The organism is Salmonella sp. SAL04202 (assembly GCF_046550775.1).
Lineage (GTDB): Bacteria > Pseudomonadota > Gammaproteobacteria > Enterobacterales > Enterobacteriaceae > Salmonella > Salmonella enterica.
Genome location: NZ_JBGDXK010000001.1, coordinates 1,795,747 through 1,817,032, shown reverse-complemented (window position 1 = coordinate 1,817,032; position 21,286 = coordinate 1,795,747). Strand labels below are relative to the sequence as shown.

At 54.4% G+C, this 21,286-nt stretch carries 23 protein-coding genes, 2 pseudogenes and 1 riboswitch; of the genes and pseudogenes, 24 read left to right on the top strand and 1 reads right to left on the bottom strand.

Features of this window, described 5'->3' with window-relative positions; translation table 11 throughout:
* The first annotated feature begins 174 nt into the window (after positions 1 to 174).
* The 23 genes from pduF to ldtA all read left to right on the top strand — a co-directional run bounded on the left by pduF (position 175) and on the right by ldtA (position 20,200).
* Complete coding sequence (gene pduF / locus ACLJQJ_RS09160) at positions 175 to 969, top strand: propanediol diffusion facilitator PduF (protein ID WP_001000023.1); 795 nt, start codon at positions 175 to 177, stop codon at positions 967 to 969.
* A 216-nt stretch (positions 970 to 1,185) separates the two neighbouring features.
* On the top strand, positions 1,186 to 2,097 hold the full coding sequence (gene pocR / locus ACLJQJ_RS09155) for a transcriptional regulator PocR (protein WP_000622326.1): 912 nt from the start codon (positions 1,186 to 1,188) through the stop codon (positions 2,095 to 2,097).
* A gap of 325 nt (positions 2,098 to 2,422) precedes the next feature.
* Positions 2,423 to 2,598, top strand: a riboswitch (cobalamin riboswitch).
* 96 nt (positions 2,599 to 2,694) lie between these two features.
* Entirely contained in the window at positions 2,695 to 4,074 is a 1,380-nt protein-coding gene (locus ACLJQJ_RS09150; RefSeq protein ID WP_023199991.1) for a cobyrinate a,c-diamide synthase, read from the top strand.
* Positions 4,071 to 5,030, top strand: a complete 960-nt coding sequence (gene cbiB, locus ACLJQJ_RS09145; protein WP_063809130.1) for an adenosylcobinamide-phosphate synthase CbiB — start codon at positions 4,071 to 4,073, stop codon at positions 5,028 to 5,030. Before ACLJQJ_RS09150 ends, cbiB begins: the two co-directional genes overlap by 4 nt.
* A 10-nt stretch (positions 5,031 to 5,040) precedes the next feature.
* Positions 5,041 to 5,673, top strand: a complete 633-nt coding sequence (locus ACLJQJ_RS09140) for a cobalt-precorrin-8 methylmutase (RefSeq protein WP_063809131.1) — start codon at positions 5,041 to 5,043, stop codon at positions 5,671 to 5,673.
* Entirely contained in the window at positions 5,673 to 6,812 is a 1,140-nt protein-coding gene (cbiD, locus tag ACLJQJ_RS09135; RefSeq protein WP_023195021.1) for a cobalt-precorrin-5B (C(1))-methyltransferase CbiD, read from the top strand. The genes ACLJQJ_RS09140 and cbiD overlap by 1 nt, the downstream gene beginning before the upstream one ends.
* Positions 6,806 to 7,411, top strand: a complete 606-nt coding sequence (locus ACLJQJ_RS09130) for a cobalt-precorrin-7 (C(5))-methyltransferase (protein ID WP_000958833.1) — start codon at positions 6,806 to 6,808, stop codon at positions 7,409 to 7,411. Before cbiD ends, ACLJQJ_RS09130 begins: the two co-directional genes overlap by 7 nt.
* Positions 7,401 to 7,979, top strand: coding sequence for a decarboxylating cobalt-precorrin-6B (C(15))-methyltransferase (locus ACLJQJ_RS09125; RefSeq protein ID WP_063809132.1), 579 nt, complete (start codon positions 7,401 to 7,403; stop codon positions 7,977 to 7,979). The genes ACLJQJ_RS09130 and ACLJQJ_RS09125 overlap by 11 nt, the downstream gene beginning before the upstream one ends.
* Positions 7,963 to 8,736, top strand: coding sequence for a cobalt-precorrin-4 methyltransferase (locus ACLJQJ_RS09120; RefSeq protein ID WP_023234608.1), 774 nt, complete (start codon positions 7,963 to 7,965; stop codon positions 8,734 to 8,736). The genes ACLJQJ_RS09125 and ACLJQJ_RS09120 overlap by 17 nt, the downstream gene beginning before the upstream one ends.
* Positions 8,717 to 9,772, top strand: coding sequence for a cobalt-precorrin 5A hydrolase (gene cbiG / locus ACLJQJ_RS09115; RefSeq protein ID WP_063809133.1), 1,056 nt, complete (start codon positions 8,717 to 8,719; stop codon positions 9,770 to 9,772). The genes ACLJQJ_RS09120 and cbiG overlap by 20 nt, the downstream gene beginning before the upstream one ends.
* Entirely contained in the window at positions 9,772 to 10,497 is a 726-nt protein-coding gene (locus ACLJQJ_RS09110) for a precorrin-3B C(17)-methyltransferase (RefSeq protein ID WP_063809134.1), read from the top strand. Before cbiG ends, ACLJQJ_RS09110 begins: the two co-directional genes overlap by 1 nt.
* Positions 10,494 to 11,285, top strand: a complete 792-nt coding sequence (locus ACLJQJ_RS09105; protein ID WP_001001983.1) for a cobalt-precorrin-6A reductase — start codon at positions 10,494 to 10,496, stop codon at positions 11,283 to 11,285. The genes ACLJQJ_RS09110 and ACLJQJ_RS09105 overlap by 4 nt, the downstream gene beginning before the upstream one ends.
* A gap of 2 nt (positions 11,286 to 11,287) precedes the next feature.
* The gene (gene cbiK / locus ACLJQJ_RS09100) at positions 11,288 to 12,082 is read left to right on the top strand and encodes a sirohydrochlorin cobaltochelatase (protein WP_063809135.1); all 795 of its coding nucleotides are present in this window, start codon (positions 11,288 to 11,290) and stop codon (positions 12,080 to 12,082) included.
* Positions 12,079 to 12,792 (top strand): cobalt-factor II C(20)-methyltransferase, encoded by a 714-nt coding sequence (locus ACLJQJ_RS09095; protein ID WP_001013552.1) that lies wholly within the window; start codon positions 12,079 to 12,081, stop codon positions 12,790 to 12,792. Before cbiK ends, ACLJQJ_RS09095 begins: the two co-directional genes overlap by 4 nt.
* Positions 12,789 to 13,526 carry a cobalt ECF transporter S component CbiM gene (gene cbiM, locus ACLJQJ_RS09090; protein ID WP_000764336.1) on the top strand — a complete coding sequence of 246 codons (738 nt, stop codon included), beginning with the start codon at positions 12,789 to 12,791 and terminating at the stop codon, positions 13,524 to 13,526. Before ACLJQJ_RS09095 ends, cbiM begins: the two co-directional genes overlap by 4 nt.
* 1 nt (position 13,527) lies before the next feature.
* Entirely contained in the window at positions 13,528 to 13,809 is a 282-nt protein-coding gene (locus tag ACLJQJ_RS09085; RefSeq protein WP_000753212.1) for an energy-coupling factor ABC transporter substrate-binding protein, read from the top strand.
* Positions 13,796 to 14,473 (top strand): energy-coupling factor ABC transporter transmembrane protein, encoded by a 678-nt coding sequence (locus ACLJQJ_RS09080; RefSeq protein WP_021000466.1) that lies wholly within the window; start codon positions 13,796 to 13,798, stop codon positions 14,471 to 14,473. Before ACLJQJ_RS09085 ends, ACLJQJ_RS09080 begins: the two co-directional genes overlap by 14 nt.
* Before the next feature lie 8 nt (positions 14,474 to 14,481).
* Entirely contained in the window at positions 14,482 to 15,297 is an 816-nt protein-coding gene (locus ACLJQJ_RS09075) for an energy-coupling factor ABC transporter ATP-binding protein (protein WP_001808107.1), read from the top strand.
* The gene (locus ACLJQJ_RS09070; protein ID WP_000189656.1) at positions 15,294 to 16,814 is read left to right on the top strand and encodes a cobyric acid synthase; all 1,521 of its coding nucleotides are present in this window, start codon (positions 15,294 to 15,296) and stop codon (positions 16,812 to 16,814) included. The genes ACLJQJ_RS09075 and ACLJQJ_RS09070 overlap by 4 nt, the downstream gene beginning before the upstream one ends.
* On the top strand, positions 16,811 to 17,356 hold the full coding sequence (cobU, locus tag ACLJQJ_RS09065; protein ID WP_063809136.1) for a bifunctional adenosylcobinamide kinase/adenosylcobinamide-phosphate guanylyltransferase: 546 nt from the start codon (positions 16,811 to 16,813) through the stop codon (positions 17,354 to 17,356). The genes ACLJQJ_RS09070 and cobU overlap by 4 nt, the downstream gene beginning before the upstream one ends.
* Positions 17,353 to 18,096 (top strand): adenosylcobinamide-GDP ribazoletransferase, encoded by a 744-nt coding sequence (gene cobS / locus ACLJQJ_RS09060; RefSeq protein WP_000039997.1) that lies wholly within the window; start codon positions 17,353 to 17,355, stop codon positions 18,094 to 18,096. Before cobU ends, cobS begins: the two co-directional genes overlap by 4 nt.
* Positions 18,097 to 18,122: 26 nt before the next feature.
* Positions 18,123 to 19,193 (top strand): nicotinate-nucleotide--dimethylbenzimidazole phosphoribosyltransferase, encoded by a 1,071-nt coding sequence (cobT, locus tag ACLJQJ_RS09055; protein WP_001193976.1) that lies wholly within the window; start codon positions 18,123 to 18,125, stop codon positions 19,191 to 19,193.
* A gap of 77 nt (positions 19,194 to 19,270) precedes the next feature.
* Positions 19,271 to 20,200: a L,D-transpeptidase gene (gene ldtA / locus ACLJQJ_RS09050; RefSeq protein ID WP_001252817.1), complete on the top strand. Its 930-nt coding sequence runs from the start codon at positions 19,271 to 19,273 to the stop codon at positions 20,198 to 20,200.
* Between the two features lie 190 nt (positions 20,201 to 20,390).
* Here the strand turns inward: ldtA and ACLJQJ_RS09045 are convergent.
* Positions 20,391 to 20,534: pseudogene (locus ACLJQJ_RS09045) on the bottom strand (Arm DNA-binding domain-containing protein); the annotation flags it as partial.
* 100 nt (positions 20,535 to 20,634) lie between these two features.
* Here ACLJQJ_RS09045 and ACLJQJ_RS09040 point away from each other — a divergent pair.
* A pseudogene (locus tag ACLJQJ_RS09040) lies at positions 20,635 to 20,898 on the top strand (integrase domain-containing protein); the annotation flags it as partial.
* Positions 20,899 to 21,286: the final 388 nt, after the last annotated feature.

Genomic DNA, 21,286 nt, shown 5'->3' with positions numbered 1-21,286 from the left:
ATAAAAATATCGGAAAAGCAAAATTTTGCTATCGCAACACGATTTTTCCGGAAGGCAGGCCCGCAGGTTGCCAACAATTTACAGGCGGCACTTTTTATAGTGAGGTTAGCTGTACACTACCGCCAGCCGAAACTTGCGCTGGCCAGGACACGAACTTTGCTCAGAAGGTGTCACATGAATGATTCTCTAAAGGCGCAATGTGGTGCGGAATTTTTAGGCACCGGACTCTTTTTGTTTTTTGGTATCGGTTGTTTGAGCGCGCTCAAAGTCGCAGGCGCCAGCCTCGGATTATGGGAGATTTGCATTATTTGGGGGCTTGGGATTTCACTGGCCGTTTACCTTACGGCCGGGATTTCCGGCGGACATCTTAACCCTGCGGTGACGATTGCGCTGTGGCTCTTTGCCTGCTTCCCCAAACAGAAAGTATTGCCTTATATTATTGCCCAGTTTGCTGGCGCTTTTGGCGGCGCTCTGCTGGCGTATGTGCTTTATAGTAGCCTTTTTACTGAATTTGAGACTGCGCATCATATGGTGCGCGGTAGCGTCGAAAGTTTGCAATTAGCCAGCATTTTCAGTACCTATCCGGCCGCAGCGCTAAATGTATGGCAGGCTGCGTTGGTGGAAGTGGTCATTACGTCGATTCTGATGGGCATGATCATGGCATTGACGGATGATGGCAATGGCATTCCTAAAGGGCCGCTTGCGCCTTTGCTTATTGGGATATTGGTTGCCGTTATCGGCGCGTCTACTGGACCCCTTACCGGTTTTGCAATGAACCCGGCGCGTGATTTCGGTCCCAAACTGTTCACATGGTTAGCGGGGTGGGGGAACATGGCGATGAGCGGTGGGCGAGAGATCCCTTATTTTATCGTGCCGATTGTCGCGCCTGTTATCGGCGCCTGTGCCGGAGCAGCCATATATCGCTATTTTATTGGTAAGAATTTACCTTGTAACCGCTGTGAACTGTAAGAAAATGCGAACCAGATTCACAGCAATGATGTATCGTAAAAACAGGTGAGATAATTTCGTGATCTGCTTTCACGAACTGATCAAAACGTCTCCCAGCAATGGGAGACTTTTGATATTGTCATTGTACTTTTTATCAGGGCCAGGATAATGCTAATAAAAAGTGAATGTAAATAATGTGTTTTGTTTATAACAATAAATTAACTGAGGGGTTTTATCATGATTTCTGCGAGCGCTCTGAACTCAGAACTCATTAATAAAATCGCACAGGATTTTGCACAAGCCACCGGTCTGGCGGTTGTGGTTGTCAATATTCATGGTGATGAAATATCTGAGCTATTCAATTTCACGCCGTTTTGTCAGTTGATGCGGCAGCATCCCCAGCATAGTACACGTTGTCGTATGAGCGATCGCTGCGGGGGACTGGAGGCATCGAAGTCCGATCAACCCTGTATTTATCGTTGTCATGCCGGTCTAACGGATTTTTCTATTCCGCTGGTAATCGCAGGGCATTTAGTTGGCTTTGTTTTATGCGGGCAGGTTCGTTTAAGTAATGACGTGGAGCTGGTAAACATTCTTAATGTCGACGATCGCTGGCAGGCTGACCCTGAGCTCTTGAATGAATTTCGGAATGTGCCAGAGATGGACTATTCACGCGTTATCGCTTCCGCCGATCTTCTTAAACTGATTGTTGAGAATTGCCTGAAAAAACAACTCAATTTCGTGGTTATCAAAGACAATCCGCAGCAATCGGAGGCAAATAAAACCACTCGTGGTCCCACTCCGCATGACAGTAAAATGAAAAAAGCGCTTCGCTATATTGATGCGCATTTGTCCGACGATCTTCGTCTTGAGGATGTCGCCTCACATGTCTATCTCAGCCCCTATTACTTCAGTAAGCTATTCAAGAAATATCAGGGAATCGGATTTAATGCGTGGGTAAACCGCCAGAGAATGGTTAGCGCCAGAGAATTGCTTTGCCATAGTGACTGGAGTATTGCCAGTATTGCGCGTAATTTAGGCTTTTCGCAAACCAGCTATTTTTGCAAAGTCTTCCGCCAGACCTATCAGGTTACGCCGCAGGCTTATCGCCAGCAGATAAATGAGAATTCTCATCCTCCATCGTTATGAATAGCAATATTTTGCTATTGCCGATTTTTGATAGTCTTTTGTATCTTAATCATTTCAGAAAGAAAATTTATCTGGTGTAACAATAAATTGTCATAGCGCAACAAAATAATAAAATTTAGGGCATAAACTGCACCAGTTTTTATTTTTGTGATGAAGTACAGTGTCAGGAAAGATAAGTTTTATTACGCTTTGTCGATACGTTTTATCGTCAATATACCGGTAAGGATGAGTAGATTAACGTCAGATGAGCAACCGCTCAGGCTATTGCTCACAGAAATGTAAAACGTAGCACATTATTAATTGTCGTTATGGGTGTGCCGTACAGCCATAACGTAAACCAACAGGTTTGCCACATTTGTGGTAGGGAAGGGGGTGAAAATCCCCCGCAGCCCCCGCTGCTGTGATGCTGACGACCCCGTAAAGACCACTGATCGCAAGATTGGGAAGGACGGGCGAGGAGGACGCTAAGCCAGAAGACCTGCCTGTCGGTGATAACCAACAACTTCGGTGGGAAGTGGGTTGCGAAGACGCGTACAGTCGAAAGACTGAACATGCGCGTACCTGTATACCCCTACCACCCTGAACAGGATCAGGGTAATGGCGGCAAGGCATCACGCATTTATTCTTGCAGGCACAGGAAGCGGTTGCGGCAAAACCACGGTGACGCTTGGTTTGTTGAGGCTGCTGCAAAAACGCGCGCTGCGCGTACAGCCGTTTAAAGTTGGGCCAGATTACCTTGATACCGGCTGGCATACCGCTATCTGTGGCGTGGCGTCCCGTAATCTTGACAGTTTCATGCTTCCTCCTCCTGTTCTCAACGCCTTATTTTGCGAACAAATGCGGCAGGCGGATATCGCTGTCATTGAAGGGGTCATGGGGTTGTATGACGGCTATGGCGTCGATCCCAATTACTGCAGCACAGCTGCGATGGCCAAACAGCTTGGTTGCCCGGTCATCCTACTGGTGGACGGCAAGGCTGTTTCAACGTCGCTTGCGGCTACCGTTATGGGATTTCAGCACTTCGACCCGACCCTCAACCTCGCGGGCGTGATTGTGAATCGCGTCACTAGCGACGCCCACTATCAGCTCCTCAAAAATGCCATTGAACATTATTGCTCACTGCCGGTACTGGGGTATGTCCCTCATTGCGACGGCGTCGCATTACCTGAACGCCACCTGGGGTTGATTACCGCCAGAGAATCCCTCGTCAATCAGCAATCATGGCATGATTTTGCCGCCTCGCTGGAACAAACAGTGGATGTGGATGCGCTACTCTCGCTGAGCGTGTTATCAGCGCTTCCGGCGGGAATGTGGCCTGAACGCCCCGATAACACAGCGGGGGCAGGGCTGACGCTTGCTCTGGCGGATGATGAGGCCTTTAACTTTTATTACCCCGATAACATCGATTTGCTGGAGCGTGCTGGCGTTAACATTGTGCGTTTTAGCCCACTGCATGACCGCGCATTGCCTGATTGCCAGATGATCTGGCTGGGCGGTGGATATCCTGAATTATACGCCGCAGAGCTGGCGGCAAATACGGCGATGTTAAAACATTTGCGGGCGGCGCATCAGCGCGGCGTGGCGATTTACGCGGAGTGTGGCGGTCTGATGTATTTGGGGAGCACTCTGGAGGATAGCGGTGGGGAAATTCATCAGATGGCGAATATTATCCCCGGTCACAGCAAAATGGGTAAGCGACTTACCCGCTTTGGCTACTGTGAGGCGCAGGCTATGCAGCCAACGCTATTGGCGGTGCCTGGCGAGATAGTGCGCGGCCATGAATTTCACTACTCAGATTTTATTCCCGAAACACCCGCCGTTATGGCCTGTCGTAAGGTTCGCGATGGCCGCGTGTTACAGGAATGGACTGGCGGCTGGCAGACAGGCAACACGTTTGCCAGCTATCTGCACGTCCATTTCGCCCAGCGTCCGGAAATGTTGCAGCACTGGCTGGCGGCGGCGAGGCGCGTATTATGACGATTCTTGCCTGGTGTATCGCCTGGGTGCTGGATTTTATCATCGGCGACCCTCAACACTGGCCCCATCCGGTACGCTGGATAGGTCGTTTAATCACGTTTGTGCAGCGTATTGTGCGTCGCTATTGTCCCGGCGATAAAGCGCTGCGGATTGGCGGCGGCGTAATGTGGGTTGTGGTTGTCGGGGCGACCTGGGGCGTGGCATGGGGCGTACTGGCGCTGGCGCAGCGGATTCACCCCTGGTTTGGCTGGAGCGTCGAAGTCTGGATGATCTTTACCACGCTGGCCGGACGCTCTCTGGCCCGCGCCGCGCAGGAGGTTGAACGACCGTTGCGGGAGAACGACCTTGCGGAAAGCCGAATAAAACTCTCCTGGATCGTCGGGCGCGATACGTCGCAACTTCAGCCAGCGCAGATCAATCGCGCCGTGGTGGAAACGGTTGCAGAAAACACCGTTGACGGCATTATCGCGCCGCTCTTTTTCCTCTTTCTCGGCGGCGCGCCGCTGGCGATGGCCTACAAAGCCGTCAATACCCTGGATTCAATGGTGGGCTACAAACATGAAAAATACCGGGCGATTGGTATGGTCAGCGCCCGTATGGACGACGTAGCGAACTATCTTCCTGCCCGACTGAGCTGGCTGTTGCTGGGCATTGCGGCAGGACTGTGTCGCCTGAGTGGTTGGCGGGCGCTGCATATTGGCTGGCGTGACCGTTATAACCACAGTAGCCCAAATTGCGCCTGGTCGGAAGCGTGTGTGGCTGGCGCCTTAGGAATCCAGCTCGGCGGCCCAAATAACTACTTTGGCGAGCGTGTGGACAAACCCTGGATCGGCGACGCGCAGCGCGATATTTCCGTGGACGATATTTCCCGAACGATTCGATTGATGTGGGTCGCTTCAACCCTGGCGCTGGCGCTGTTTATTGCGGCGCGGTGCGGGTTATCTGGCGTGGCCTGAGGACGACAGTATGCATTATATCCAGCAGCCCCAAACCATTGAGGCCAACAGTTTCACCATTATTCGCGACATTATTCGCGAAACGCGTCCTGATTACCGTTTCGCCAGTCCGCTCCATGAGGCCATTATCAAGCGGGTTATTCATACCACCGCCGATTTCGACTGGCTGGACATTTTGTGGTTCTCTGCCGATGCGCTGGAGCAGCTTTGTGATGCGTTACGCCATCCGTGCATTATTTATACCGATACCACGATGGCGCTGTCCGGCATTAATAAAAGATTACTGGCGACGTTTGGCGGCGAGTGTCGCTGTTATATCAGCGATCCGCGCGTGGTGCGCGCCGCACAAACGCAGGGGATTACCCGTTCAATGGCCGCCGTCGATATCGCTATCGCCGAGGAGGAGAAAAACAAGCTCTTTGTTTTCGGTAATGCGCCGACGGCCCTGTTCCGTTTGCTTGAACATAACGTGACGGTGAGCGGCGTGGTGGGCGTACCGGTAGGCTTTGTCGGCGCGGCGGAGTCCAAAGAGGCACTCACCCATAGCCATTTCCCCGCGGTTGCCGCGTTAGGGCGTAAAGGCGGCAGTAACGTGGCTGCCGCTATCGTCAATGCGTTGCTCTATCACCTCCGGGAGGCCTGATGAGCGAGCTTTCTTTTGACGCGCCGGTCTGGCACCACGGTAAAGCGTTACGTAAAGGATATACCACCGGTTCCTGCGCGACGGCGGCGGCAAAAGTCGCCGCGCTGATGGTATTGCGTCAACATCTGATTCATCAGGTCTCCATCGTCACGCCGTCGGGCGTCACGCTATGCCTGAACGTGGAGTCGCCGCACATTGAAGGCCAGCAGGCGATAGCCGCAATTCGTAAAGATGGCGGCGATGATGTGGATGCCACGCACGGAATGCTGATTTTTGCCCGCGTTACGCTCAACGACAGCGGTGAGATTACGCTCACTGGCGGCGAAGGTATTGGTACGGTAACGCGTAAAGGGGTTGGACTGCCGCTCGGGAGCGCCGCCATCAATCGTACGCCGCGCCATACCATTGAGTCAGCGGTGCGCGAAGCGATAGGCCCGGCGCGTGGGGCCGATGTGGAGATTTTTGCCCCGGAAGGCGAAGTGCGGGCGCAAAAAACGTATAACTCGCGGCTTGGCATCCTTGGCGGCATTTCCATTATTGGCACTACCGGCATTGTGACGCCGATGTCGGAAGAAAGCTGGAAACGCTCGCTATCGCTGGAATTGGAGATCAAACGGGCGTCAGGATTAACGCGGGTGATACTCGTGCCGGGCAACCACGGCGAACGGTTTGTTCGCGAACAAATGGGCGTCGACACACAGGCGGTCGTCACCATGAGCAATTTTGTCGGCTACATGATTGAAGAGGCGGTACGGCTGGGATTTTGCCAGATAGTGCTGGTGGGGCATCCTGGAAAATTGATCAAAATCGCCGCCGGGATCTTTCATACCCATAGCCATATTGCCGATGCGCGCATGGAAACGCTGGTCGCGCATTTAGCTTTACTGGGCGCGCCGCTGGAGTTACTCACCCTGGTCAGCGATTGCGATACCACCGAAGCGGCAATGGAGCACATTGAAGCATATGGCTTCGGGCATATCTATAACCATCTTGCCAGGCGTATTTGTTTGCGAGTCATGCAGATGCTGCGTTTTACCAAAACGCCGCCTGTCTGCGACGCCATCCTGTTTTCTTTTGATAACCATATTCTCGGCAGTAATCGTCCCGTCGACGAGATTGCTAAGGAGCTGCAATGCTAACGGTCGTGGGAATGGGGCCCGCTGGACGGCATTTGATGACGCCTGCGGCGCTGGAAGCGATAGACCACGCCGATGCGCTGGCAGGCGGTAAACGGCATTTGGCGCAGTTTCCGGCGTTTGGCGGCGAACGATTTACGCTGGGCGCGGATATTGGCGCGTTGTTGTCATGGATTGCCGCCCGTCGGGATAAAGGGATCGTGGTGCTGGCCTCCGGCGATCCGCTGTTTTATGGCATCGGTACACGCCTGGTGGCGCATTTTGGTATCGAACAGGTTCGCATTATCCCTGGCATCAGCGCCGTACAGTATCTGTGCGCACAGGCTGGGATTGATATGAATGACATGTGGTTGACCAGTAGCCACGGTCGTTGCGTCAGCTTCGAGCAGTTAGCGAACCATCGCAAAGTGGCGATGGTCACGGATGCCCGCTGCGGGCCGCGGGAAATCGCGCGGGAGCTGGTCGCGCGCGGTAAAGGGCATCGCTTAATGGTGATTGGTGAAAATCTGGCGATGGAAAATGAGCGGATCCACTGGCTACCCGTCAGTGCGGTCAACGCCGACTATGAAATGAATGCAGTGGTGATCCTGGATGAAAGATGAGCTTTTTCTGCGCGGCGAGAACGTGCCAATGACCAAAGAGGCGGTACGGGCGCTGGCACTGTCGAAACTTGATCTCCACCGCGCCAGTCACATGATTGACGTCGGGGCGGGAACGGGAAGCGTCTCAATTGAAGCGGCGCTGCAATTTCCTTCGTTGCAGGTGACGGCTATCGAGCGTAATCCTGCCGCGCTACGGCTGCTTGATGAGAATCGTCAGCGCTTTGCCTGCGGCAATATCGATATTCTCCCCGGCGAAGCGCCAATGACCATAACCGGGAAAGCCGATGCGGTGTTTATGGGCGGCAGCGGCGGGCATCTGACGGCGCTGATTGACTGGGCGATGGGCCATCTGCATCCCGGTGGCCGTCTGGTGATGACCTTTATCTTGCAGGAAAACCTTCATAGCGCGCTGGCGCATCTTGCCCACATCGGCGCATGTCGAATGGACTGTGTACAGCTTCAGCTTTCATCGTTAACGCCGCTGGGGGCGGGGCACTATTTCAAACCGAACAATCCTGTTTTTGTTATCGCCTGTCAGAAGGAAGAAAACCATGTCAGAGACATTTGATCCACGCTGTGTATGGTTCGTCGGCGCCGGGCCGGGCGATCGCGAGCTGATCACGCTTAAAGGCTACCGCCTGCTGCAACAGGCGCAGGTAGTTATCTATGCCGGTTCGCTGATCAATACCGAACTGCTGGATTACTGCCCCGCGCAGGCAGAACGCTACGACAGCGCCGAACTGCATCTTGAGCAGATTATCGAGCTGATGACGGCGGGCGTGAAAGCGGGAAAAACGGTGGTGCGGTTGCAAACGGGCGATGTCTCGCTGTACGGCTCCGTACGTGAGCAAGGCGAAGAGTTAACCCGCCGTGGTATCGACTGGCAGGTAGTGCCTGGCGTCAGCGCGTTTCTCGGCGCTGCGGCGGAGCTGGGTGTGGAATATACCGTACCGGAGGTATCGCAGAGTCTCATTATTACCCGTCTGGAAGGGCGTACGCCAGTACCGGCGCGCGAACAACTGGAGGCGTTCGCCAGTCACCAGACGTCGATGGCGATTTATCTCTCCGTTCAGCGTATTCATCGGGTGGCGGAACGTCTCATTGCCGGCGGTTATCCGGCAACTACGCCTGTCGCAGTCATCTATAAGGCTACCTGGCCGGAAAGTCAGACCGTTCGCGGCACGTTAGCGGATATTAGCGACAAAGTACGTGATGCTGGCATCCGTAAGACGGCGCTAATCCTGGTCGGGAATTTTCTGGGTAAGGAGTATCACTACTCAAGACTCTATGCAGCGGACTTTAGCCATGAATACCGTAAAGCCTGAATCCATTGCGTTGTTTTGCCTGACGCCCGGCGGCGTGGCGCTGGCAAAGAGACTCGCCGCGATGCTGCCGTTAACCTGCTTTACCAGTGAAAAACTGCGGGAAAAGGGATTTATTCCCTTCGATGGCGGATTCGCTAATACCGCCCGGCAGGCTTTTACCACTTATACCGCGCTTATTTTTATCGGCGCGACCGGCATTGCCGTTCGTGTCCTGGCGCCGTTAGTGAACGACAAGTTCAGCGATCCGGCGGTGGTCGTCATTGATGAACGTGGTCAGCATGTCATTAGCCTGCTTTCCGGTCATGCGGGCGGGGCCAATGCCTTGACGCGCTACCTGGCAGGAATGTTAGGCGCCGATCCGGTGATTACCACGGCAACGGATGTCAATGAGATGTCCGCGTTGGACACCTTAGCTTTCCAGCTTAACGCCCGCATGACCGATCTTCGAACGGCGGTAAAAACCGTTAACCAGATGTTGGTCAGTCATCAACGTGTGGGGTTATGGTGGGATGCCGAACTAACGGAAGAGATCGGCCAGTGTGATATTCGCGGTTTTATCCCTGTTGATGATTTGCAGCGGTTGCCTGAACTGGATGCGCTTATCTGCGTCTCTTTGCGTAATGACCTCCCTGAGCTTCCCGTACTGCACTGGAAACTGGTGCCCCAGCGTGTGGTGGCGGGAATTGGCTGTCGCCGCGATACGCCATTTCCCCTGTTAGCGACATTACTGGCGCGTCAGCTTGAAGCGCAGAAACTCGATCCGCTGGCGTTAAAAGCGATTGGCAGCGTCACGCTCAAAAAAGGGGAGCCGGGGCTTATTCAGCTCGCCTCCTGCTGCCGCGTGCCTTTTAAAACCTTTACCGCCGAAGCGTTGCGCGAATTCGAACACTATTTTCCCGGTTCTGGCTTCGTCAGAAAAACGGTGGGCGTTGGCAGCGTATCCGGCCCGGCTGCGTGGTTATTAAGCCAGGGACAATTGTTAGGCGAAACCCTGCGCGAACAGGGCGTCACTATTACTTTGGGAGTTTCACACTGATGTTAAGCGTAATCGGAATTGGCCCTGGCTCACAGTCAATGATGACCATGGAAGCGATTGAGGCGTTACAGGCGGCGGAAATCGTCGTCGGTTATAAAACCTACACCCACCTGGTGAAAGCCTTTACCGGCGATAAGCAGGTGATCAAAACCGGGATGTGCAAAGAGATTGAACGCTGCCAGGCGGCGATTGAGCTGGCGCAGGCCGGGCATAACGTGGCGCTGATTAGCAGCGGCGACGCCGGTATTTACGGCATGGCGGGACTGGTGCTGGAGCTGGTGAGCAAGCAGAAGCTGGATGTAGAGGTTAGCCTTATTCCGGGGATGACCGCCAGTATCGCAGCCGCCTCGCTGCTGGGTGCGCCGCTGATGCACGACTTCTGTCATATCAGCCTCAGCGACCTGCTGACGCCGTGGCCGGTGATTGAAAAACGCATTGTTGCCGCAGGCGAAGCCGACTTCGTTATCTGTTTTTACAACCCGCGCAGCCGCGGGCGCGAAGGGCATCTGGCGCGCGCGTTTGACCTGCTTGCCGCCAGTAAAAGCGCGCAAACGCCGGTTGGCGTGGTGAAATCCGCCGGACGTAAGAAAGAGGAAAAATGGCTGACTACGCTCGGCGATATGGATTTTGAACCGGTAGATATGACCAGTCTGGTCATCGTCGGTAATAAAACGACCTATGTTCAGGATGGGCTGATGATAACGCCGCGAGGTTACACGCTGTGAATGAGGGGGAGGTGCTGGTGGTGGGCGGCACCAGCGATGCGCGCGCGTTATGCCGACAACTGGATGCGGCGAACGTCGCGTACACCTTATCCGTGGCGACGCCAGCCGGAAAAGCGCTGGCTGGCGACATTAAAGGACAGGTGCGCTGTGGTCGTCTGGAATACGGGCAGATGGTCGCCTGGCTAAAAGAAAACCGTACTCGCTGGGTAATAGATGCGTCGCATCCTTATGCAGAAATGGTCAGCCATAACCTCCTTCGCGCCTGTGAAACGGCAGGCGTGTTGTTAAGTCGTTATCAGCGTCCGGAGCAGCTTAGCAATCTGACGCATCCGCTTCTCTATACGGCGCGCAGTATTGCCGATGCCTGCGAGATAGCGAGGCGTTTTGGTCCGCGCGTGTTACTGACGACCGGCAGTAAAGATCTGGCCGTCTGGCGTGCCGGGCTGGCGGAAAAAACGTTGCTGGCGCGCGTACTGCCCGTGGCGGAGGTGATTCAACGCTGCAGCGAACTGGGGTTCGGCGTTGGAGAAATTTTCGCACTGTGTGGGCCGTTCAGCGCTGATTTTAACGCCGCGTTTTACCACCAGTGCCGGGCCGACGTAGTCATTACCAAAGCGTCCGGCGCGGAGGGGGGATATCAGGAAAAAGTTCAGCCCTGTCTGGATGCGGGCATTCCCTGCATCGTTATTGCGCGCCCGACGCCGCTTGTGACGGGTGATGAGTTACTGGAAAGCCAGGCCGCCTTTGCGCAGCGTTTATCGCGCTGGCTGGCCGCAGCTAAGGAGTAAAAATGAAAAAAGCGCTTCTGGTAGTCAGTTTTGGCACCAGCTATCACGACACCTGTGAAAAAAACATTGTGGCGTGCGAACGTGATCTGGCGGCGTCCTGTCCCGATCGCGACCTGTTTCGCGCCTTCACTTCCGGAATGATCATTCGCAAGCTTCGCCAGCGTGACGGTATCGACATCGATACGCCATTACAGGCTTTGCAAAAGCTTGCCGCACAGGGATATCAGGACGTGGCGATTCAGTCGTTGCACATTATTAACGGCGACGAATATGAAAAAATTGTCCGTGAAGTACAAATCTTGCGTCCGTTATTCACTCGCCTGACGCTGGGCGTGCCGCTGTTGAACAGCCATAACGATTATGTGCAGCTAATGCAGGCGTTGCGACAACAGATGCCATCGCTCAGACAAACGGAGAAAGTCGTTTTTATGGGCCACGGCGCCAGCCATCACGCATTCGCAGCTTATGCCTGTCTCGATCATATGATGACCGCGCAGCGCTTTCCGGCGCGCGTCGGCGCCGTAGAAAGCTACCCGGAGGTCGACATCCTGATCGACAGCCTGCGTGACGAAGGCGTCACCGGCGTACATTTGATGCCATTAATGCTGGTGGCGGGCGATCACGCCATTAATGATATGGCTTCAGACGACGGCGACTCATGGAAAATGCGCTTTAACGCGGCGGGCATTCCGGCGACGCCGTGGCTGAGCGGGCTGGGAGAAAACCCGGCTATCCGGGCGATGTTTGTCGCGCATTTGCACCAGGCGCTGAACATGGCGGTAGAGGAGGCGGCATGAACGGTAAATTATACGCATTAAGTACCGGGCCAGGCGCGCCCGACCTGATAACCGTCCGCGCAGCGCGGATTCTTGGCTCGCTGGACATTCTGTATGCGCCCGCCGGTCGTAAGGGGGGCGATAGTCTGGCGCTGTCGATTGTGCGCGACTATCTCGGCGAGCAGACGGAAGTACGTTGTTGCCATTTCCCTATGAGCGCTGACGGCGCCGAGAAAGAAGCGGTCTGGAACGAGGTTGCCGCCGCGCTTACCGCAGAGGTGGAAGCGGGTAAACAGGTCGGTTTTATTACCCTGGGCGATGCGATGCTATTCAGTACCTGGATTTTTTTACTCCAGCGAATCGGCTGCCCGGAGTGGCTGGAGATTGTCCCCGGCGTCACGTCCTTCGCCGCGATAGCCGCCCGCGCGAAAATGCCGCTCGCCATAGAACGGCAATCGCTGGCGGTTATTTCTTGTACCGCGCCGGAAGCGGAAATAGCCCAGGCGCTACAACAGCATGATAGCCTGGTGTTGATGAAAGTGTATGGCCGGTTCGCCCGTATTAAAGCGTTGCTGGCGCAGGCTGGCCTGCTGGAATGCGCCTTAATGATGTCCGAGGCCACACTGCCCGGCGAGCAGTGCTGGCGCCATCTCCACGAGGTCAACGATGATCGACCGTTGCCCTATTTTTCGACCATTCTGGTCAATAAACAGTGGGAGTATGCAGAATGAAACTTGAACAGCAGCTTCGACAGTTGTCTTTCAGTGGACTGGCTGCAGCGCTATTGCTGATGGTTGTCCCGCAACAGGCGTTTGCGATGCATATCATGGAGGGCTTTTTACCGCCAGTGTGGGCGCTGGCCTGGTGGTTACTGTTTTTACCCTGCTTGTGGTATGGACTGGTGCGCTTACGGCGTATTGTGCAGGAGGATAATCATCAGAAGGTACTGCTGGCGCTGTGCGGCGCGTTTATTTTTGTCCTGTCCGCGCTCAAAATTCCGTCGGTAACGGGGAGTTGTTCACATCCGACCGGCGTTGGTCTGGCGGTTATCTTGTTCGGGCCCGGGGTGGTGGCGATTCTCGGCGCGGTTGTGCTGTTGTTTCAGGCGCTATTGCTGGCGCACGGCGGCCTGACGACGCTTGGCGCAAACGGAATGTCGATGGCGGTGATTGGCCCGGTTGTCGGTTATCTGGTGTGGAAAATGGCCTGCCGTGCCGGACTGCGCCGCGATGTCGCCGTTTTTCTGTGCGCGATGCTGGCGGATTTGGCGACCTATTTTGTGACTTCAGTCCAGCTTGGTGTTGCGTTTCCCGATCCCCATGCCGGAGCGACAGGGTCTGTTGTGAAGTTTATGGGGATTTTCTGCCTCACACAGATTCCTGTCGCCATTGCCGAAGGTTTATTAACCGTCATGATTTATGACCAGTTAACCAAACGGCAAGTGATTACCGTACAAGGACATTAAAATGAAAAAAACGTTGATGTTGTTAGCGATGGTGGTGGCGCTGGTGATTCTGCCGTTTTTTATTAACCATGGCGGTGAATATGGCGGTTCAGACGGCGAAGCGGAAAGCCAGATTCAGGCTATTGCGCCGCAGTATAAACCCTGGTTTCAGCCGTTATATGAACCTGCCAGCGGTGAAATTGAAAGCCTGCTGTTTACCCTTCAGGGCTCTCTTGGCGCGGCGGTGATCTTTTATATCCTGGGGTATTGCAAAGGTAAACAACGCCGTGATGACCGGGCTTGATCGACTCAGCTATCAAAGCCGCTGGGCACACGTTGCGCCGCAGCGCAAGTTTTTGCTGTGGCTGGCGATGATGATACTGGCGTTTGCTCTGCCGCCTGTAGGGCAGGGCATTGAGCTGCTGATCATTGCCGGATTGAGCTGTTGGCTATTGCGCATATCCCTCTGGCGCTGGTGTCGATGGATGGCGATACCTTTTGGATTTTTGTTGGTCGGCGTGATAACGATTATCTTCAGCATCAGCCGCGAGCCGCAAATGCTGCTGGCTGGCATCTCTGTCGGGCCGTACTGGATCGGGATCACCCGTGCGGGCGTGGTTACGGCGAATGAAACGTTCTGGCGTAGCCTGACGGCGCTGTCCGCGACGTTGTGGCTGGTGATGAACCTACCGTTTCCGCAGTTAATTAGCTTGCTTAAGCGCGCGCATATTCCACGCCTGCTTACCGAGCAAATCCTGTTAACGTGGCGCTTTCTCTTTATTCTTCTGGATGAGGCGGTGGCAATTCGTCGTGCGCAAACGCTGCGTTTTGGTTATTGCAGCCTGCCGAACGGCTATCGATCTCTGGCGATGCTGGCTGGACTCCTGTTTACGCGGGTGTTAATGCGTTATCAGCAAATGACCACCACGCTGGATATCAAACTGTATCAGGGTGATTTTCACCTGTAAGGACTATTATGCTTGCCACTTCAGACCTGTGGTTTCGTTATCAGGATGAGCCGGTACTTAAAGGGTTAAATCTGGATTTTTCGCTTTCGCCTGTTACCGGTTTGGTGGGCGCGAACGGCTGTGGGAAGTCTACGCTTTTTATGAACCTGAGCGGCCTGTTGCGTCCGCAAAAAGGGGCCGTGTTGTGGCAGGGAAAACCGCTGGATTACAGCAAGCGCGGACTACTGGCGCTGCGCCAGCAAGTTGCGACGGTTTTTCAGGACCCTGAACAGCAGATTTTTTATACTGATATCGATAGCGACATTGCGTTTAGTTTACGTAATTTGGGGGTGCCGGAGGCGGAAATCACGCGCCGCGTCGACGAGGCGCTAACGCTGGTTGACGCCCAACATTTTCGCCATCAGCCCATTCAGTGTTTGAGTCATGGGCAAAAAAAACGTGTGGCTATCGCCGGAGCGCTGGTGCTACAGGCGCGCTATCTATTGCTGGATGAACCCACTGCTGGTCTCGATCCCGCAGGGCGCACTCAGATGATTGCTATCATCAGGCGGATTGTGGCGCAGGGAAATCATGTCATTATCTCCAGCCATGATATCGATCTTATTTATGAAATTAGCGATGCCGTATACGTGTTACGCCAGGGCCAGATCCTGACGCATGGCGCGCCTGGCGAGGTTTTCGCGTGTACGGAAGCGATGGAACAAGCGGGGCTAACCCAGCCCTGGCTGGTCAAACTTCATACTCAACTGGGACTGCCGCTGTGTAAAACAGAAACGGAGTTTTTTCATCGAATGCAAAAGTGCGTATTCAGGGAGGCGTCATGACGCAGGCAGTTATGTTGCAGGGGACGGCATCCGACGTCGGCAAAAGTGTGCTGGCGGCGGGTTTATGCCGCATTTTTTATCAGGATGGTCTGCGTACCGCGCCGTTTAAATCGCAAAATATGGCGCTTAATTCTGGTATTACGCCGGATGGTAAAGAGATGGGGCGGGCGCAGATTTTTCAGGCGGAAGCCGCGGGGATCACGCCAGATGTGCGTATGAACCCGGTACTGCTCAAACCGACCAGCGATCGCCAGGCGCAGGTCGTGCTGATGGGGAAAGTGGCGACCAATATGGATGCGGTGAGTTACCATGACTATAAACCGCGTTTGCGTGAGCAAATCCTTGCGGTCTATAACAGCCTGGCGCAGGAATATGACGTTATTGTGCTGGAAGGCGCCGGAAGCCCGGCGGAAATCAATCTGCGCGATCGCGATATCGTCAATATGGGAATGGCGGAAATGGCCCAGTGTCCGGTTATTCTGGTGGCGGATATCGACCGGGGCGGCGTATTCGCCGCTATTTATGGCACGCTGGCGCTGCTGCATAAACAGGAGCGTGACAGAGTAAAGGGCGTCATTATCAACAAATTCCGCGGCGACGTGGCGCTACTCTATTCCGGTATCGAACAAATCGAATCGCTTACCGGCGTCCCGGTCCTGGGAGTGATGCCGTGGCTGGATGTGGATCTGGAAGATGAAGATGGCGTCGCGCTGCAAAACGATAAATATCGCGGTAACGCCCCCCGTGATATCACTATTGCCATTGTGCAACTGCCACATATTTCTAACTTTACGGATTTTAACGCTCTGGCGGCGCAGCCGGATGTGCGCATACGCTATATTCGCCGCCCGGAAGCGTTGACTGACGCTGATCTGGTGATCCTGCCGGGCAGTAAGAATACGCTGAGCGACCTCGCCTGGCTGCGCGAAAGCGGGATGGCGGATGCGGTATTGCAGACACATCGGCAGGGCGTGCCGGTGATGGGGATTTGCGGCGGCTACCAGATGCTGGGCGACACCATTGTGGATGAGGTGGAGTCGGGGCTGGGTACACAGCCGGGCCTGGGGCTGCTTAATACAATCACTCGCTTTGCACAGGATAAAACCACGACGCAGGTTAACGCGACAATGTCAGGCGAGCTGCCCGGCTGGCTGGCTGCCGCGGCGGGGCTACCGGTACGCGGTTATGAAATTCACATGGGGGAAACGGTGCTGCAGGAAGGATGCTGTACGGCCATGACGTTACAGAAAAATGGATGCTCTGTGGCGGATGGCGCGGTCACCGCCGACGGACTGGCGTTTGGCACTTACCTTCACGGCCTGTTTGACAGCGATGCGTTTACCCGTGCGGTGGTCAATGGGTTACGGGCACGAAAAGGGCTTGCGCCGTGGGAAACGACTTTTTGTTATGCGGAGCATAAAGCGCGGCAATTTGATCTGCTGGCGGAAGCGATGCGGCAACATATTGATATTGATAAAATTTATACCATCATGCAACAGCATCAGGAGCCGGTATGATGATTCTGGTGACGGGCGGGGCGCGTAGTGGTAAAAGCCGTCATGCTGAAGCCTTAATTGGCGATGCGCCGCAGGTACTGTATATCGCCACCTCGCAGATTCTTGATGACGAGATAGCGGCGAGAATTCAGCATCATAAAGATGGCAGGCCGGCACACTGGCGGACCGCAGAATGCTGGCGGCATCTTGATACGTTGATTACCGCGGATCTTGCCCCTGACGACGCGATTTTGCTGGAATGTATTACCACCATGGTGACGAATCTGCTGTTTGCGCTGGGAGGCGAAAACGATCCCGAACAGTGGGATTACGCGGCGATGGAGCGCGCCATTGACGATGAAATTCAGATTTTAATTGCAGCCTGCCAGCGCTGCCCGGCGAAAGTGGTACTGGTGACAAATGAGGTGGGAATGGGGATCGTCCCGGAAAACCGTCTGGCGCGCCATTTTCGTGATATTGCCGGTCGGGTCAACCAACGACTGTCGGCAGCGGCGGATGAGGTCTGGCTGGTAGTCTCAGGTATTGGAGTCAAAATTAAATGAGTAAGCTGTTTTGGGCCATGCTCGCTTTTATTAGCCGCTTGCCCGTGCCGTCACGCTGGTCGCAGGGACTGGATTTCGAGCAGTATTCGCGTGGGATCGTGATGTTTCCCTTTATCGGGTTGATTCTGGGGGGCGTAAGCGGCCTGATTTTCATCCTCCTGCAACCCTGGTGTGGTATTCCGCTAGCGGCGTTGTTCTGTATTCTGGCGCTGGCGCTGCTGACCGGTGGTTTTCACCTGGATGGGCTGGCCGATACCTGCGATGGCATTTTTTCCGCGCGCCGCCGTGAGCGAATGCTGGAGATTATGCGTGATAGTCGTCTGGGAACCCATGGCGGGCTGGCGCTTATTTTTGTGCTACTGGCAAAAATTCTGGTGGTCAGCGAACTGGCGTTACGTGGAACGCCAATGTTGGCGGCGTTGGCGGCGGCCTGTGCGGCCGGACGCGGCAGCGCCGTTTTATTGATGTACCGTCATCGCTACGCCCGTGAAGAGGGGCTTGGCAATGTATTTATCGGTAAAGTCAGCGGACGGCAAACCTGCATTACTCTGGGATTGGCGGTAATCGTCGCCACGGTATTACTGCCTGGTATGCAAGGGTTGGCCGCAATGGTGGTCACATGCGCGGCGATTTTCATCCTTGGCCAGTTGCTTAAACGTACGCTTGGCGGTCAAACCGGCGATACGCTGGGCGCGGCGATCGAACTTGGCGAACTGATCTTTCTGCTGGCTCTGTTATGAGCCGATTATTACGGACGAGACATCTTATGCAGACACTACACGCTTTACTCCGTGACATTCCTGCGCCGGACGCCGAGGCGATGGCGCGTGCGCAGCAACATATTGACGGCCTGCTCAAACCGCCGGGCAGCCTGGGCAGACTGGAAACCTTAGCCGTTCAGCTCGCAGGAATGCCGGGTCTTAACGGTACGCCGCAGGTAGGTGAAAAGGCGGTGCTGGTGATGTGCGCCGACCATGGCGTCTGGGATGAAGGCGTAGCGGTTTCGCCCAAAATCGTGACGGCGATTCAGGCGGCGAATATGACGCGGGGAACAACCGGCGTATGTGTGCTTGCCGCTCAGGCCGGTGCGAAGGTGCATGTCATTGATGTCGGTATTGATGCCGAACCTATTCCTGGCGTAGTTGATATGCGCGTCGCGCGCGGCTGCGGAAATATTGCCGTTGGCCCGGCGATGAGTCGCTCGCAGGCTGAGGCGCTTTTGCTGGAGGTTTCCCGCTACACCTGCGACCTGGCGCAACGCGGCGTGACCTTATTTGGCGTAGGGGAGCTGGGAATGGCGAACACTACGCCAGCCGCCGCGATGGTCAGCGTTTTTACAGGAAGTGATGCAAAAGAGGTGGTGGGGATTGGCGCGAATCTTCCGCCTTCCCGCATCGATAATAAAGTGGACGTCGTGCGGCGGGCGATTGCGATTAATCAGCCCAATCCGCGCGATGGCATTGATGTGTTGTCGAAGGTGGGTGGTTTTGATCTGGTCGGGATGACCGGCGTGATGCTTGGCGCGGCAAGGTGTGGCTTACCCGTATTGCTGGATGGCTTTCTTTCCTACTCGGCAGCGCTGGCGGCCTGTCAGATTGCGCCTGCGGTGAGACCTTATCTGATCCCGTCGCACTTTTCGGCGGAAAAGGGTGCCCGCATCGCGCTCGCGCATTTGTCTATGGAACCCTATTTGCATATGGCGATGCGGTTAGGTGAAGGAAGCGGCGCGGCGCTGGCGATGCCGATCGTGGAAGCCGCGTGCGCCATGTTCCACAATATGGGGGAGTTAGCGGCCAGTAATATTGTCCTGCCGGAGGGGAACGCAAACGCAACATAACCCGGGCGCACAACACCAGCCATGTGAGAAAAAAGCTATACTTAACGCACACCTGCCGCGACAAAGGAAGGGATATAATGCGTCGTATCACACCTTTTTTTCCGTTTTTCGTCTTGTTGGTAAGCCATTTCTCGCTGGCTATAAGCTATCCGTTGCCGCCCGAAGGCAGTCGTCTGGTAGGACAGCCTGTCACAATCGCCGTACCACAGAACAATACTCAGCCCTTAGAGTCATTTGCCGCCCGCTACGGTCAGGGGCTGAGTAATATGCTTGAAGCGAATCCCGGCGTGGATGTGTTTTTACCTCAGTCTGGTTCCACACTGGTAGTGCCGCAGCAGTTGATTCTGCCTGACACCGTTCGTGAAGGTATTGTGGTAAACGTCGCCGAGATGCGCCTTTATTATTATCCCGCAGGCACGAATACGGTTGAGGTGCTACCCATTGGTATTGGTCAGGCTGGCCGTGAAACGCCGCGCAACTGGGTAACTGCGGTTGAACGCAAACAAGATGGCCCGGTTTGGGTGCCAACGGCTAATACGCGTCGGGAATATGCTAAAGAGGGAAAAACGCTGCCCGCGATGGTGCCTGCGGGGCCGGATAACCCTATGGGGCTATACGCAATATATATCGGCAGGTTATATGCCATCCATGGCACTAACGCTAACTTTGGCATTGGCCTTCGCGTCAGTCAGGGCTGTATCCGTTTACGCAATGACGATATTAAATATTTATTCGACCATGTTCCTGTAGGAACCCGCGTTCAGATTATCGACAGGCCCGTTAAATTTTCGGTAGAGCCGGATGGCAGTCGTTGGCTGGAAGTACACGAGCCGCTTTCTCGCAACCGTGCTGAATTTGAGTCAGACAAAAAAGTTCCATTGCCCGTTACGCCAGTGCTGCGCACGTTTATCAAAGGGGATGACGTTGATACTTCGCGGGTTAATGAGGTGCTGGAGCGCCGTTCTGGAATGCCGGTCAACATTAGCGCGGGCAGGTCTGGCCTTTAAATATCCTGCCACATTGCTGGTTTTCATGGGCTGGAGTATCTGTATTAGTAGTGAGTGTCATGGCAGGGGCTCCATTTCTCAGCGAACCGCGAGCCCTCCGATTAAGCTCAAAGTCATAAATCTTTTCTCCGGCATCGCCGGAGATTTTTCATATGCGTCTGCAAGGCTCTCTTATCCACCGCGCCGAGTATTCTTTTCGGTCGAAATGATATTTGAGATACCAGAGGCGGGAACCGCCCGGACTGACAAGCAGATACAGACCGTGAGAAGCGGTCAGTTTAAAAGGGTTATCAGCAGGCTTAATACTGCGGCTTTGTGCGTCGGTTAGAGATACAGGATGGTCCCTCCATTATCGAACTGAAATGACCCTAAGTTTCGCCGGATGTGCAGGGAAAACCAGATGCACATCGGGAGAGATCTTCACGCTAACATCTGTCACAGAAAACCATCATGACAGGCTGCTCGATAAACCGGATCTCAGAAGTGCGATGAAATATTGGCACAGGCAGGCGTCATGTATCGATTTAAGGGGCGTGTATTCCCCCATTCGTTACGCTATGCGTGGGCACAGGATGCAATAAACCATTATCTGGCGCAGGGATTCAGCGAGAAAGAGGCGTTGGCGCAGACAGCAATATGACGACGGACGCGGGCGTTATGTGGCACAGGTTTATGGATGGAAAGGGAATGACTATTGATAATGCGGGTATCCGTCCTTTTCTGGCGTAGAGAATTTCTACGTAGAAATTTTTTGCCCCATTTCCTGTTGATTCAGAGCTATTCATCGATTTAACCAATCCAAATCTTTGCAGGGGCACATGGCATCTGTCATCTATTCTTGTTGCTGCGTAACAGTTCCAGCGTTAACGCCAGATATCTATCGCATACTTTATCGTCCATAAGCTGCCACAAGAGATCCTCTACCAGCATGTTGATCTGGTCCCGAGTGTAGCGACTTTGTGCGGTTATGCTGGTATTAATGCACATATATGAGAGCTTTTTGGGATAAACCCTGCCGACTATATATATGGTCTTAGCGGGTTGTATCAATGGATATCATTTATGCTGATAGCTGAATCAAAAAAT

Bases quoted from the DNA above. Each gene is read 5' to 3' on its own strand.
- pduF (WP_001000023.1), top strand. From the start codon at position 175: ATGAATGATTCTCTAAAGGCGCAATGTGGTGCGGAATTTTTAGGCACC.
- pocR (WP_000622326.1), top strand. From the start codon at position 1,186: ATGATTTCTGCGAGCGCTCTGAACTCAGAACTCATTAATAAAATCGCA.
- ACLJQJ_RS09150 (WP_023199991.1), top strand. From the start codon at position 2,695: ATGGCGGCAAGGCATCACGCATTTATTCTTGCAGGCACAGGAAGCGGT.
- cbiB (WP_063809130.1), top strand. From the start codon at position 4,071: ATGACGATTCTTGCCTGGTGTATCGCCTGGGTGCTGGATTTTATCATC.
- ACLJQJ_RS09140 (WP_063809131.1), top strand. From the start codon at position 5,041: ATGCATTATATCCAGCAGCCCCAAACCATTGAGGCCAACAGTTTCACC.
- cbiD (WP_023195021.1), top strand. From the start codon at position 5,673: ATGAGCGAGCTTTCTTTTGACGCGCCGGTCTGGCACCACGGTAAAGCG.
- ACLJQJ_RS09130 (WP_000958833.1), top strand. From the start codon at position 6,806: ATGCTAACGGTCGTGGGAATGGGGCCCGCTGGACGGCATTTGATGACG.
- ACLJQJ_RS09125 (WP_063809132.1), top strand. From the start codon at position 7,401: ATGAAAGATGAGCTTTTTCTGCGCGGCGAGAACGTGCCAATGACCAAA.
- ACLJQJ_RS09120 (WP_023234608.1), top strand. From the start codon at position 7,963: ATGTCAGAGACATTTGATCCACGCTGTGTATGGTTCGTCGGCGCCGGG.
- cbiG (WP_063809133.1), top strand. From the start codon at position 8,717: ATGAATACCGTAAAGCCTGAATCCATTGCGTTGTTTTGCCTGACGCCC.
- ACLJQJ_RS09110 (WP_063809134.1), top strand. From the start codon at position 9,772: ATGTTAAGCGTAATCGGAATTGGCCCTGGCTCACAGTCAATGATGACC.
- cbiK (WP_063809135.1), top strand. From the start codon at position 11,288: ATGAAAAAAGCGCTTCTGGTAGTCAGTTTTGGCACCAGCTATCACGAC.
- ACLJQJ_RS09095 (WP_001013552.1), top strand. From the start codon at position 12,079: ATGAACGGTAAATTATACGCATTAAGTACCGGGCCAGGCGCGCCCGAC.
- cbiM (WP_000764336.1), top strand. From the start codon at position 12,789: ATGAAACTTGAACAGCAGCTTCGACAGTTGTCTTTCAGTGGACTGGCT.
- ACLJQJ_RS09085 (WP_000753212.1), top strand. From the start codon at position 13,528: ATGAAAAAAACGTTGATGTTGTTAGCGATGGTGGTGGCGCTGGTGATT.
- ACLJQJ_RS09080 (WP_021000466.1), top strand. From the start codon at position 13,796: ATGACCGGGCTTGATCGACTCAGCTATCAAAGCCGCTGGGCACACGTT.
- ACLJQJ_RS09075 (WP_001808107.1), top strand. From the start codon at position 14,482: ATGCTTGCCACTTCAGACCTGTGGTTTCGTTATCAGGATGAGCCGGTA.
- ACLJQJ_RS09070 (WP_000189656.1), top strand. From the start codon at position 15,294: ATGACGCAGGCAGTTATGTTGCAGGGGACGGCATCCGACGTCGGCAAA.
- cobU (WP_063809136.1), top strand. From the start codon at position 16,811: ATGATGATTCTGGTGACGGGCGGGGCGCGTAGTGGTAAAAGCCGTCAT.
- cobS (WP_000039997.1), top strand. From the start codon at position 17,353: ATGAGTAAGCTGTTTTGGGCCATGCTCGCTTTTATTAGCCGCTTGCCC.
- cobT (WP_001193976.1), top strand. From the start codon at position 18,123: ATGCAGACACTACACGCTTTACTCCGTGACATTCCTGCGCCGGACGCC.
- ldtA (WP_001252817.1), top strand. From the start codon at position 19,271: ATGCGTCGTATCACACCTTTTTTTCCGTTTTTCGTCTTGTTGGTAAGC.